A 12,046-nucleotide genomic window follows, 5' to 3' on the forward strand; every position below is an offset into this window, starting at 1 on the left:
GCGGTCGGGCAGCAACGGCTCGATCCGTGCCCATTGGGCGTCAGTCAACGACACACATCAACCAACGATCAGATGATCCGTAAGAAACGGCCTAGTGGTGGAACCCCGAACGGGGCGCCGTGGTCGGTACGGGCGGGGGTGAGGCCGTGAGGTGCTCCACGGACCGGCGCAGGTCGGCGACGAGCAGGGCGATCTGGTCCCGGGTCACGCCGTGCCGGACGAGGACGCGCTGGATGACCGTGTCCTGTCGGTCGGCGGGCAGCGGGTACGAGGGCACCTGCCAGCCCCTCATGCGCAGTCGTTCGGAGAGGTCGTAGAGGGTGAAGCCGGCCGCTTGCGGGTCGGTGAGCTTGTAGGAGACGGCCGGCAGGCCGCCCTCGCCGTCGTAGAGGAGGGTGAAGGGGCCCATCCCGGCGATCTCGCCGGCCAGGTACTGGGCGGTCTGGGCGCAGGCCTCCTGGACGCGCCGGTAGCCGCCCCGGCCGAGGCGCAGGAAGAGGTAGTACTGGGCGATGATCTCGCCGCCGGGGCGGGAGAAGTTCAGGGCGAAGGTCGGCATGTCGCCGCCCAGGTAGTCCACGTCGAAGACGAGGTCCGCGGGCAGCAGGTCGGCGGTGCGCCAGACGATCCAGCCGACGCCGAGGGGCGTGAGCCCGTACTTGTGGCCGGAGGTGTTCACGGAGGCGACGCGCGGCAGCCGGAAGTCCCACACCACGTCGGGGTGGAGGAAGGGCGCGACGAAGCCGCCGCTGGCGCCGTCCACGTGGATGGGGACGTCCCAGCCGCTCTCGGCCTGGATCCGGTCGAGTTCCGCGGCGATCTCGGCGACGGGCTCGTAGACGCAGGTGTAGGTGACGCCCAGGATGGCGACGACGCCGATGGTGTTCTCGTCGACGTACGCGGCGAGCTGATGGGGCAGCAGGCCGTTGGCGCCGGGCTCCATCGGGACCTGGCGCAGCTCGACGTCGAAGTAGCGGGCGAACTTCTCCCAGCAGACCTGGACCGGGCCGCACACCAGGTTGGGGCGGTCCGTGGGGAGGCCGGCGGCGCGGCGGCGTTCGCGCCAGCGCCATTTGAGGGCGAGGCCGCCGAGCATGGCTGCCTCGCTGGACCCGGTGGTGGAGCAGCCGGTCGCGGTGACGCCGGCGGGGGCGTTCCACAGGTCGGCCAGGATGTTGACGCAGCGGGACTCGATCTCGGCGGTCTGCGGGTACTCGTCCTTGTCGATCATGTTCTTGTCGAGGCAGTCGTTCATCAGGCGGTGGACGCCCTCGTCCGACCAGGTGGTGCAGAAGGTGGCCAGGTTCTGGGCGGCGTTGCCGTCCAGGAGGAGTTCGTTGCGGAGCAGTTCGTAGACGACCTCGGTGGGCGAGTGTTCCTCGGGCATCCGGTACTTGGGGAGGACCTCGCCGCTCAGTGCGGACGCGAACACGTCCGTGTCGGCGTCACGGGAGCGCGCGTCCTTCGTCTCATGAAGAGCCATATCGGGACTATAGGCGACAAAGGCCCTCAATTCGGGATGAGATCAAAGCGACGCGAGGGATGGATGACGCTCTGCTTCCGGCCGACTCTGCGGTGTGACCCTCCACATACCGACCCTGGTAGTCCGAAAAAATTACTGTCCAGTAGACTCAGCCCCGCAGATCTTCCCGTTCGAACCCCAGGAGCCGGTCCGAACGGGAAGATCATCCAACTTGTTCTATGCGCAACATATCCGCCGATGTCCGGATAGCAGCCCGACGTTCCCGCGGTCCTGATACCTCTCTGACCATGAACAAGATCACCCGCCGTCAGGCCTTGGGTACAACCGCCGGTGCACTCACCGTCCTTGGCCTGACCGCTGCCGCCGCGAGCGTCGCCACAAGCGCCGCCGCGACCCCCACCGCGTCCACACCCCCGGGCACGGTCGACGAGGTCTACAAGGGCCGCCGCATCCAGATCACCCCGGGCGAGGGGGGCCACCACGGCGGCCACCACTCCCCCGGCCAGCCCACCGTACGAATAGACGGCCGCGAACTGCACGTGATGCGCAACGCCGACGGAACCTGGATCAGCGTGATCAACCACTACGAGACGTTCTCCGACCCGACCCTGCTCGCCCGCGCCGCCGTGCGCGACCTCCAGGGCGCTGCCCTCGCCCCCTTCGGAGGTGCGGCATGACCGTCCGCAAGAACCAGGCCGCGCTGACCGCCGACGAGAAGCGCGCCTTCACCTCGGCCCTGCTGGAGCTCAAGCGCACCGGCAGCTACGACCGCTTCGTCACCACCCACAACGGCTTCATCATGAGCGACACCGACTCGGGCGACCGGGTCGGCCACCGCTCCCCCTCGTTCCTGCCCTGGCACCGCCGGTTCCTGCTGGAATTCGAGGCGGCGCTGCAGAAAGTGGACGCGAACGTCTCGCTCCCCTACTGGGACTGGACCGTGGACCGCACCTCCCGCTCCTCTCTCTGGGCCCCCGACTTCCTCGGCGGCACCGGACGGGCCCGCGACGGACAGGTGCTCGACGGCCCCTTCGCCTACTCCACGGGCAAGTGGAACGTGAACGTACGGGTGGACGGTCGCGCCTACCTGCGCCGCACGCTCGGCGAGGGCGTCGCCCAGCTGCCGACCAAGGCCGAGGTGGACACCGTGCTCGCCATGCCGGTGTACGACGCGGCCCCCTGGAACAGCTCCTCCAGCGGCTTCCGCAACAACCTGGAGGGCTGGCGCGGCGCCAACCTGCACAACCGGGTGCACGTGTGGGTCGGCGGCCAGATGTCCACCGGGGTCTCCCCGAACGACCCGGTGTTCTGGATGCACCACGCCTTCATCGACAAGCTGTGGGCCGACTGGCAGGCACGCCATCCGCAGTCCACCTACCTGCCGGCGGCGGGCACCGCGAACGTCGTGGACCTCAACGACACGATGCGGCCGTGGAACGACGTGACCCCTGCCGACATGCTGGACCACCGCAAGTTCTACACCTTCGACACCGAACCGGCCGCCGCCAGCCAGCGGTAGTGCAGTTCGGGGCGACCGACCTGGCCGTACCGGGGGGTGCGGTCCGCCCGGCCGGTGTCCACCAGGTGCTCCAGGTAGCGGCGTGCGGTGATCCGGGAGATCCCGGCCGCCTCGGCCGCCCCCGCCGAGGTCAGCCCCTCGGGCGCCGCCCGCAGCAGCGCGGCGACCCGGTCCAGGGTCGGCGCGCTCAGCCCCTTGGGCAGCTCGGCCGGACGGGGTGCTCGCAGGGCGGCCATCGCCCGGTCCACGTCGTCCTGGCCGGCGGCCTCGCCCGCGGTCGCGCGGAACTCGGCGTAGCGCAGGAGCCGTTCGCGCAGGGTGGGGAAGGCGAAGGGCTTCAGCACGTACTGGACCACGCCGAGGGAGACGCTCTCGCGCACCACGGCCAGGTCGCGTGCGGAGGTCACCACGATCACGTCGACGGGATGTCCGGCGGCGCGCAGCCCGCGTGCGTAGCGCAGGCCGTGCCCGTCGGGCAGACCGAGGTCGAGCAGCAGCAGGTCGACGCGGGTCCGCTCCAGGACCCGGGTGGCCTCGGCGAGGGAGTGGACGGCTCCCACGGCGCTGAAGCCGGGCACCCGGCCCACGTAGAGCGCGTGCGCGTCCGCGGCGACCGGGTCGTCCTCGACCACCAGGACGCGTACGTCGCCCGCGCTCACCGCGTACCCCCTGCTGCCGGATCCGCCGCGGCGCCCCGCGGGGGCACGGCCCGATCCGGCTCCGCCCCCTGCGGGGCCGGCAAGCGGACCGTGAACTCCGCGCCGCCGCCCGGGCCCTGCGCGGCGGTCACCGTGCCGCCGTAGCGCTGGGCCACCTGCTGGACCAGGGCGAGACCCAGGCCGCGCCCCTCGCCCTTGCCGGACCAGCCCCGGCGGAACACGTCCACCCCCTCGGGCAGTCCCGGTCCGTTGTCCGCGACCCGCAGCAGCAGCTCGTCCCGCTCCGGCCGCAGCGTCACCGCGATCCGCGCGCCCGGTACGGCGGTCACGGCGTCGACCGCGTTGTCGATGAGGTTGCCCAGCACCGTGACCAGGTCACGGGCCGGCGGCAGCCCGCCCCCGTCGGCCAGGCTGCGGCTGTCCGCGGTGACGACCAGCTCCACGCCCCGCTCGTGCGCCTGCGCGGCCTTGCCCAGCAGGAGCGCCACCAGCACCGGCTCCCCGACCGCGGTGACCACCTCGTCGGTGAGGGCCTGGGCCAGTTCCAGTTCGGCGGTGGCGAAGTCCACCGCCTCGTCCGCACGGCCGAGTTCGATGAGCGAGACCACGGTGTGCAGCCGGTTGGCCGCCTCGTGGGCCTGGGAGCGCAGGGCCTGCGTGAAACCCCGCTCGTGGTCCAGCTCGCCGGTCAGCACCTGCAGTTCCGTGTGGTCCCGCAGGGTGACCACGGTGCCCCGGCGGCCGCCGCCCGCCACCGGCGAGCTGTTGACGACCAGCACCCGGTCCGCGGTCAGGTGCACCTCGTCCACCCGGGGCCGGTCGGCGAGCAGGGCTCCGGTGAGGGGGGCCGGCAGACCGAGGTCGGCGACCCCGGTGCCGGTGATCTCGCCGCCGGGCAGGCCCAGGAGTTCCCGCCCGGCGTCGTTGATCAGGGTGATCCTGCGCTGCCCGTCGAGCATGAGCAGCCCCTCGCGGACCCCGTGCAGGGCCGCCTGGTGGTAGTCGTACATCCGGCTGAGCTCGGCCGCGTTCATGCCATGAGTGTGGCGGCGCAGCCGGGCGTTGACGACGTACGTGCCGACCCCGCCGAGGGCGAGTGCGGCGGCCGCGACCCAGGCGAGGGCGGAGAGCTGCGCGCCGAGCCGGTCGCTGATCGCGCGGACCGTGATCCCGGCGCTCACCAGGCCGACGATCCGGCCGTCGTCCTCCAGCGGGGTGACGACGCGGATGGAGGGGCCGAGGGTGCCCGTATAGGTCTCGCTGAAGGTCTCGCCGCGCAGCGCGGGGGCGGTGTTGCCCATGAAGGGCTCGCCGATCCGGCGCGGGTCGGGGTGGGTCCAGCGCCGCCCGTCGGGGGCCATGATCGTCACGAAGTCCACCCCGGAGTCCGCGCGGACCTTCTGGGCGTAGGGCTGAAGCTCGACCGACGGATCGCTCCCGCGGGCCGCTCCCCGTACGGCCTCGCGTACGGAGGGTGAGTCGGCGACCGCGTGGGCCACGGCGCCGGCCTGCCGCCTGGCGGCCTCCTCGGCCTGGCCCCGGGCGGTGGCGTACGCGTAGACGGCGCAGCCCGCGACGACCAGCGCGACCAGCAGGACCTGCATGGCGAAGAGCTGGCCGGCGAGGCTGCGCGGGGGGCGGGGAAAGCGGAACATGGCGCTCAGTGTGCACCGGGTCGTGAACTCAATGAACGCAAGGGTGACCGGGGTCACAGCCCTGGGCGATGGTCTCCCCGAACGTATTCACCACCGGGAGGCATCGTGGCCGCCAGACGCGACAGAACGCACTATCTCTACATCGCGGTGATCGGCGCGGTGCTGCTCGGCATCGCCGTCGGCTTCGCCGCACCCGGCGTGGCCGTGGAGCTCAAGCCGCTGGGCACCGGCTTCGTCAACCTCATCAAGATGATGATCTCGCCCGTGATCTTCTGCACGATCGTGCTGGGCATCGGGTCCGTCCGCAAGGCCGCCAAGGTGGGCGCCGTGGGCGGTCTCGCCCTCGGCTACTTCATGGTCATGTCCACGGTGGCGCTGGCCATCGGCCTGCTGGTGGGCAACCTGCTGGAGCCGGGCAGCGGGCTGCACCTGACCGAGGCGGCGCGCAGCGCCGGCGAGGCGCAGGCCAAGGCGGGCGGGGCGGAGAGCACGCCGGAGTTCCTGCTCGGGATCATCCCGACCACGCTGGTGTCCGCCTTCACCGGGGGCGAGGTGCTCCAGACGCTGCTGGTGGCGCTGCTGTGCGGGTTCGCGTTGCAGGCCATGGGCGCGGCGGGAGAGCCGGTGCTGCGGGGCATCGGACACATCCAGAAGCTGGTGTTCCGGGTCCTCGCGATGATCATGTGGGCGGCTCCGGTGGGCGCCTTCGGGGCGATCGCGGCGGTGGTCGGGGCCACCGGCATCGACGCGCTGAAGTCCCTCGCCGTCATCATGATCGGCTTCTACACCACCTGTCTGCTCTTCGTGTTCGTGGTCCTGGGCACCCTGCTGCGGGTGTGCACGGGGGTCAGCGTCTTCGCGCTGCTGCGCTATCTGGGCCGGGAGTTCCTGCTGATCCTCTCGACCTCCTCCTCGGAGTCGGCGCTGCCGCGGCTGATCGCGAAGATGGAGCACTTGGGTGTGTCGCGGCCGGTCACCGGGATCACCGTGCCGACCGGGTACTCCTTCAACCTGGACGGGACCGCGATCTATCTGACGATGTCCTCGCTGTTCGTCGCCGAGGCGATGGGCAAGCCGCTCGCCCTGGGCGAGCAGATCTCGCTGCTGCTGTTCATGATCATCGCCTCGAAGGGTGCGGCCGGGGTGACCGGCGCGGGCCTGGCCACCCTCGCCGGCGGACTCCAGTCGCACCGGCCGGAACTGGTCGACGGGGTCGGCCTGATCGTGGGCATCGACCGGTTCATGAGCGAGGCCCGGGCCCTGACCAACTTCGCGGGCAACGCGGTCGCGACGGTGCTCATCGGGACGTGGACGAAGGAGTTCGACCACGCGCGGGCCGCCGAAGTCCTCGGGGGCCGGTTGCCGTTCGACGAGACCACGCTGGTCGACGACGGGCACGGGGCGGAACCGGCCGGTGCGGAGCCCGTCAGGACGCAACCGTCCGCGGCGGAGCCTGTCGGGACGGAACCGGCCGGGCCCGACACCGCTCCGACCGCCATGCCCGCCCCGTCGCACGGCCCCAAGGACGGCGTACCGGTGTAGCCGGTCCGCCCACACGGGCCGGCCGGGCAGGGCTCGCCCCCACGGTGCCCAGCCCGGCCGGCCCGCCACATTCTCCGCACTTGCACCCATAGTCGGTATTCGGCCACCGATAAACGAACCCCGGTGCTGCAAAAGGTACTTCCGTAACCGGCCGCGTGCATGACATCTTGCGTCCACCACTTGTTTCGTACGACCCGGCATGACCACCGGGTCTTCGGAGGACGCATTGATACCCCACATATCCAGCCGACCTCGACGTACCCTCGTGCTGGCCGCCACGCTCGGCGCGGCACTCGCCTTCGGGGCACCCGCCGCGCTCGCCGGCACCGCCCCCGTCTCTCCCTCCGGCTCCCCCGCCTCCGCCCCCGCGGCGGCGGCACCCCGGGCCGCGGCCCCGACTTCCCAGAGTGCGACCTGGGTTGCCGGTACCCGCGCCTACCTCGTGATCACCGCCCCCGGTGACACCACGGCGGTGCGGGGCGCCATCACCGCCAACGGCGGCACGGTGTTCAACAACTACGACGCGATCGGCGTGATCATCGCCCACTCCGCGTCCGGCACCTTCGCCACCACCATGCGCGGTGTGAGCGGCGTCCAGCAGGTCGGCGCCACCCGCACCTCGGACGTCCCCGCGGACGCCTACAACCCGGCGCTGCCCGCCAACCCGGCGCAGTCCACGACGCCTTCGGGCGAGCCGGTCCGCGCGGACATGACCCAGATCAAGGCCGACCAGGCCTGGGCCGTCACCACCGGTTCCGCCTCCGTCAAGGTCGGCATCCTGGACACCGGTGTGGACGACCAGCACCAGGACCTGGCCCCGAACTTCAACGCGGCGGACTCCGCGTCCTGCGCCTACGGCAAGCCGGACACCCGTACGGGCGCCTGGCGGGACGTCGGCACCCACGGCACGCACGTGGCCGGTACGGTCGCCGCCGCCAAGAACGGCAAGGGCGTCATCGGCGTCGCGCCGGGCGTGAAGATCTCCTCGGTGCGCATCGCCGAGCCGACCTCCTCGCTCTTCTTCGCCGAGAACACCGTCTGTGGCTTCATGTGGGCCGGTGACCACGGCTTCAAGGTCACCAACAACAGCTACTACACGGACCCGTGGCAGTTCAACTGCCCGGACAACGCCGACCAGGCCGCCATCATCGAGGGCGTCAAGCGCGCCCAGGAGTACGCCGAGGGCAAGGGCTCGCTGCAGGTCGCGGCGGCCGGCAACTCCAACATCGACCTGGCCAACAAGACGACCGACACCGAGTCCCCGAACGACTCCACCCCGGTCACCCGCACCATCACCAACGCCTGCCTGGACATCCCGACCGAACTCCCGGGCGTGGTCACGGTCTCGGCGATGGGCACCACCGCGAAGGCCTCGTACTCCAACTACGGTCTGAACGTCGTCGACATCACGGCCCCCGGCGGCGACACCACCGGCATCTACAGCACCCAGCCGGGCGGCAAGTACGGCACCATGAGCGGTACGTCGATGGCGTCCCCGCACGTCGCCGGTGTGGCGGCCCTGCTCGCCAGCACCAACCCCGGCATCACCCCGGCGCAGCTGCGCGACAAGCTGGCCACCCAGGCCAACGACGTCGCCTGCCCGTCGGACAGCCGCTGCAAGGGCACCACGGCGAAGAACGGCTTCTTCGGCGAGGGCCAGGTCGACGCCCTCAAGGCGGTCGGCTCCACCCCGCCGCCCGGCAAGTACTTCGAGAACACCGGCGACTTCGCCATCGGTGACAACACCACCGTGGAGAGCCCGATCACCGTCAGCGGGGTGACCGGCAACGCCCCGGCCACCCTCAAGGTGGGCGTGAACATCGTGCACACCTACATCGGTGACCTGAAGGTCGACCTGATCGCCCCCGACGGCACCGTCTACACGGTCCACAACCGGGCCGGCGGCAGCACCGACAACATCAACCAGGTCTTCACCGTCAACGCCTCCTCCGAGGTCGCGAACGGCACCTGGAAGCTGCGGGTCAACGACAACGCCGGCGGCGACACCGGCAAGATCGACTCCTGGAACCTGACCTTCTGAGAAGGCGGTCCTAGGACCTGAGCACATCCGCGAGCCAGTCGAACACGACCTCGCAGTGCTGCTGGGGGGCCATCGGGGAGCAGTGCAACTGCGCCCCGGTGGCCTCCGTCATCTTCACGTAGTCCTTGCGCGAGCGGAGCAGGTCGTACATCTGCCGCGGCTGGCCCGGGTAGAAGGTCTCGAAGTCGTAGTCCAGGACGAGCACCGGTGCCTTGATCCGCGGCACGACCTTGGTGACGTCGAGGCCGATGGCCACCTGGGCCGGCGTCCAGACGTCGGTGAGGACCTTCCCGGCGCGGGCCTGGAGCAGGGCCTGGCGGTCGAAGATCTCGAAGCGCTTCTTGACCGTGAAGGCCAGCTGCGGGGTCAGTTCCGGGACCACGTCCTCGTTCCAGACCCGGTTGGTCTCCTCCTTGTCGGCCGTGACGATGTCGCGCAGCTCCTTGTCGAAGCCGAGCCACGGGCTGACGCAGCCCGGCTGGCAGACGACCGCCGCGAGCCGGTGCTCGAAGGCGGCGGCGCGGGCCACGAGGTTGCCGCCCATGCTGAGGCCGGTGAGCGCGATCCGGGCGCTGTCCACGTCCTTGCGCCGGTCCAGCCAGTCGACGATCGGGCCGACGACCTCCTCCCACTTGGTGGTGAAGGGCATCTCCTCGACGAAGAGCAGCTGCCCCTGCCCGGGGCCGTCGTAGACGAGGGCGTTCCAGCCGCGGTCGAGGGCCGCGGACACCCCGTAGGTCCACATGTCGAGGTTCTGCCCGTCGCTGCCGTTGGTGAGGATGACGGTCGGGCGGGCGGTCTCGGGGCCGTCCGGGCGGAAGAACCAGACCGGCAGGTGCGTGCGGCCGTACGGGACCTTCGCGCGGACGGCGGGCGGGCTGCAGAGCCCGGCGAAGGTGTCCCATGCGGTGCGTCCGGCCCGGTAGACCGCCTCCTCGTCCCCGGGGTGGTCGGTGCCGAGGACGTAGAACAGTGCCTGCGCGTAGTACTGGGCGGCCCGCAGGGAGCGGAAGCGCCGGGTCTGCGAGGGGGCCTCGTGGCCGCTCCGGCCGGCCGCCGGCGGTGCGGCGAGCTTGTCGCCCCAGGAACGGAAGGTGTCGCTGAAGCTCTGCTCCGACAGCCCGGCGGCGTTGATCGCGTTGACGGCGGTCAGCACCTCACCGACCTCGGAGGCCCGCATTCCGGCCGCGCCGAGGGCCAACAGGCCGGCGAAGTTGAAGCCCGGATCGGCGAAGAGCTTCATCGCCCCCGGCGTGGGGTCGGGGGCCGCGGCGGACGGTTCGGCCGAGGCGGACGGCGGGGGTTCGGCGGCCGCCGCCGGGGCGCCGCCGCCCAGGGCGAGGGAGCCCGCACCGACGGCGAGTCCGGTGAGCGCGGCGCGGCGGGACAGCTCGGACGGCTGGTGCGGTGCAGGAGCGGTCATGCACCGGACCGTAGGAGGAGCCCGGGTGCCACCGCAGCCAGCCACACCCTGCACTCATCCGAACGGCCCCCGGACAGGGCCTAGCGCGTCCGCAGCACGCAGTCCCCGCAGAGGCCGCCGCCGGGCACCTGGTAGTACAGGCAGCAGCTGCGCCGTACGAAGGCCACCCCGAGGCCCTCCTCGTGGATGAAGGTGCCGGTCCCCGCCAGGGCTCCGCCCTCGGCGAGCAGGGCGCCCGCCAGCGTCACGGCCGCGCCGCCCGGCACCCGGTCGAGCAGCACCCGCAGCGCGCCGACCAGCCCGGACGCCGCGTTCCCCCGCAGGACCTTCTGCGAGACCCCGAACCGCTCCCGAAGGCCCGCGTCGAGCACGGCCAGGTTCCCGAGGACCGTCTCTCCGAGCGTGTCGGCCGGCCGGTCCGCGGGCTCGGGCAGCCACAGCTCGAGCGAGCCCGCGTCCGGCAGCCGCCACCACACCCGGTCGGCGGCCAGGTCGGGCACCCGCCCGGCCAGTGCCGCGCACCCGAGCCCGAGCGACCACAGCCGGGAGGCGATCCCGAGCTGGGCCGTCGAGGCGGCGACCCGACCGGGGCCGCTGCCGATCCGCCGGCCCACCTCGGCCACGTACGGCCCCAGCCGCTCCCCGTACAGCGCCGTCAGCGGCCGGAAGCCGGGCCCGGGCGGCTGCGTCCCGTACGGGACGGTGAAGAAGGGCCCCACGGCGGCCAGTCGCCGCAGTACGTCGTCCATGACCGCCATGATCTCAGGCCCGGCCGGGGCGACCCGGGGCGGTCGGCTCAGAGCCCGGCGAGGAACTCCAGCAGCGCCCGGTTGAAGGCCTCCGGCTGCTCCACGCCGGGCAGATGACCGGCTCCCTCGATGACGGTGAGCACCGCGTTCGGCAGCAGCGCGTGCAGGGCCTGGGCTTCGGCGACCGGGGTGTAGACGTCGTCCGCCCCGACCAGCACCAGGCAGGGCTCCGCGGTCTCGGCGAGGACGGGCCGGTAGTCGGGGCGCTCGGCCCGGCCGCGCAGGGCGGCGGCCGCGCCCTGTGGGTCGGTCGCGCACATCATGGCGCTCACCCGTGCGGCGGCCTCGGGCATGCCGGTCACGTTGTAGGGCGCCAGCATCTTGTCCATGACCTCCTCGGCGTACGGCCGCATGCCCTCGGCGATCAGCCGTTCGGCCGTCTCGCGGCGCAGCTTCGCGCCCTCGTCCGTCTCCGGTACGGGCGAGGTGTCGGAGAGCACGAGGGCCCGTACCAGACCCGGGTGGCGCAGTCGGAGCTCCATCGCGATCTGACCGCCCATGGACACACCACCGACGACCACCTGTTCGATGCCCAGGCGGGCGAGGAGGGAGGCGAGATCATCGGCGAGATCGGCGAGCAGGGCCTTGCCCCGCACGACCGGGCTTTCCCCGTATCCCCGCAGGTCAGGGGCGATGACACGGTATCCGGCGGCCGTGAGCGCGGCCGTCTGGGGGGCCCACATCGTGCGGTTGAAGGGATGTCCGTGGATCAGGATTACGGCCGCTCCGTCGCGGGGACCCAAGTCCTCGAAAGTCAGCGTCACACCATTGCCAAATTGGGGGTTCATGAGAGGACATTAAGGGGCTACATTGAGCCACTCGCGTTCACCTGACAGCCGGTTGCCTTTCACTCGTGTTTTGCACGGGGGGCGACGTCATGGACGCAGACTGTGCAACCACCCCACCGCCCAGAAG

The 12,046-nt window shown here is 71.5% G+C and carries 10 protein-coding genes; 4 read left to right on the forward strand and 6 right to left on the reverse strand.

The genetic code is table 11. From position 1 onward, the window contains the following. Positions 1 to 91: 91 nt before the first annotated feature. On the reverse strand, positions 92 to 1,483 hold the full coding sequence (locus AB0D29_RS30815) for a glutamate decarboxylase (protein WP_362858735.1): 1,392 nt from the start codon (positions 1,481 to 1,483) through the stop codon (positions 92 to 94). Between the two features lie 287 nt (positions 1,484 to 1,770). On the opposite strand from AB0D29_RS30815, the gene AB0D29_RS30820 reads away from it, so the two are divergent. Further along, positions 1,771 to 2,160, forward strand: coding sequence for a tyrosinase cofactor (locus AB0D29_RS30820; protein ID WP_362858736.1), 390 nt, complete (start codon positions 1,771 to 1,773; stop codon positions 2,158 to 2,160). After that, positions 2,157 to 3,002 carry a tyrosinase family protein gene (locus AB0D29_RS30825; protein ID WP_362858738.1) on the forward strand — a complete coding sequence of 282 codons (846 nt, stop codon included), beginning with the start codon at positions 2,157 to 2,159 and terminating at the stop codon, positions 3,000 to 3,002. The genes AB0D29_RS30820 and AB0D29_RS30825 overlap by 4 nt, the downstream gene beginning before the upstream one ends. On the opposite strand, the gene AB0D29_RS30830 is transcribed toward AB0D29_RS30825, so the two are convergent. Both AB0D29_RS30830 and AB0D29_RS30835 read right to left on the reverse strand, forming a co-directional pair. Beyond that, complete coding sequence (locus AB0D29_RS30830) at positions 2,960 to 3,661, reverse strand: response regulator (protein WP_362858739.1); 702 nt, start codon at positions 3,659 to 3,661, stop codon at positions 2,960 to 2,962. The genes AB0D29_RS30825 and AB0D29_RS30830 overlap by 43 nt on opposite strands. Then, complete coding sequence (locus AB0D29_RS30835) at positions 3,658 to 5,265, reverse strand: sensor histidine kinase (protein ID WP_362858836.1); 1,608 nt, start codon at positions 5,263 to 5,265, stop codon at positions 3,658 to 3,660. The genes AB0D29_RS30830 and AB0D29_RS30835 overlap by 4 nt, the downstream gene beginning before the upstream one ends. Before the next feature lie 156 nt (positions 5,266 to 5,421). On the opposite strand from AB0D29_RS30835, the gene AB0D29_RS30840 reads away from it, so the two are divergent. Both AB0D29_RS30840 and AB0D29_RS30845 read left to right on the forward strand, forming a co-directional pair. Beyond that, positions 5,422 to 6,858: a cation:dicarboxylase symporter family transporter gene (locus AB0D29_RS30840; RefSeq protein WP_362858741.1), complete on the forward strand. Its 1,437-nt coding sequence runs from the start codon at positions 5,422 to 5,424 to the stop codon at positions 6,856 to 6,858. 265 nt (positions 6,859 to 7,123) lie between these two features. Next, positions 7,124 to 8,899, forward strand: coding sequence for a S8 family serine peptidase (locus AB0D29_RS30845; protein ID WP_362858743.1), 1,776 nt, complete (start codon positions 7,124 to 7,126; stop codon positions 8,897 to 8,899). Between the two features lie 10 nt (positions 8,900 to 8,909). Here the strand turns inward: AB0D29_RS30845 and AB0D29_RS30850 are convergent, their stop codons facing one another. From AB0D29_RS30850 to AB0D29_RS30860, 3 genes are all read right to left on the reverse strand, one after another. Then, positions 8,910 to 10,322 (reverse strand): alpha/beta hydrolase, encoded by a 1,413-nt coding sequence (locus AB0D29_RS30850; RefSeq protein ID WP_362858745.1) that lies wholly within the window; start codon positions 10,320 to 10,322, stop codon positions 8,910 to 8,912. 80 nt (positions 10,323 to 10,402) lie between these two features. Further along, positions 10,403 to 11,071 (reverse strand): (2Fe-2S)-binding protein, encoded by a 669-nt coding sequence (locus AB0D29_RS30855; RefSeq protein ID WP_362858748.1) that lies wholly within the window; start codon positions 11,069 to 11,071, stop codon positions 10,403 to 10,405. A 47-nt stretch (positions 11,072 to 11,118) separates the two neighbouring features. Beyond that, a complete protein-coding gene (locus AB0D29_RS30860) occupies positions 11,119 to 11,919 on the reverse strand; it encodes an alpha/beta fold hydrolase (RefSeq protein ID WP_362858749.1) in 801 nt (266 codons plus the stop codon). Between the last annotated feature and the right edge of the window lie 127 nt (positions 11,920 to 12,046).

The organism is Streptomyces sp. NPDC048424, from assembly GCF_040651555.1.
Taxonomy (GTDB): domain Bacteria; phylum Actinomycetota; class Actinomycetes; order Streptomycetales; family Streptomycetaceae; genus Streptomyces.

Excerpts from the sequence above, each read along its gene's own strand:
- AB0D29_RS30820 (WP_362858736.1), top strand. The coding sequence starts at position 1,771 with ATGAACAAGATCACCCGCCGTCAGGCCTTGGGTACAACCGCCGGTGCA.
- AB0D29_RS30835 (WP_362858836.1), bottom strand. The coding sequence starts at position 5,265 with ATGCAGGTCCTGCTGGTCGCGCTGGTCGTCGCGGGCTGCGCCGTCTAC.
- AB0D29_RS30825 (WP_362858738.1), top strand. The coding sequence starts at position 2,157 with ATGACCGTCCGCAAGAACCAGGCCGCGCTGACCGCCGACGAGAAGCGC.
- AB0D29_RS30815 (WP_362858735.1), bottom strand. The coding sequence starts at position 1,483 with ATGGCTCTTCATGAGACGAAGGACGCGCGCTCCCGTGACGCCGACACG.
- AB0D29_RS30860 (WP_362858749.1), bottom strand. The coding sequence starts at position 11,919 with ATGAACCCCCAATTTGGCAATGGTGTGACGCTGACTTTCGAGGACTTG.
- AB0D29_RS30850 (WP_362858745.1), bottom strand. The coding sequence starts at position 10,322 with ATGACCGCTCCTGCACCGCACCAGCCGTCCGAGCTGTCCCGCCGCGCC.
- AB0D29_RS30855 (WP_362858748.1), bottom strand. The coding sequence starts at position 11,071 with ATGGACGACGTACTGCGGCGACTGGCCGCCGTGGGGCCCTTCTTCACC.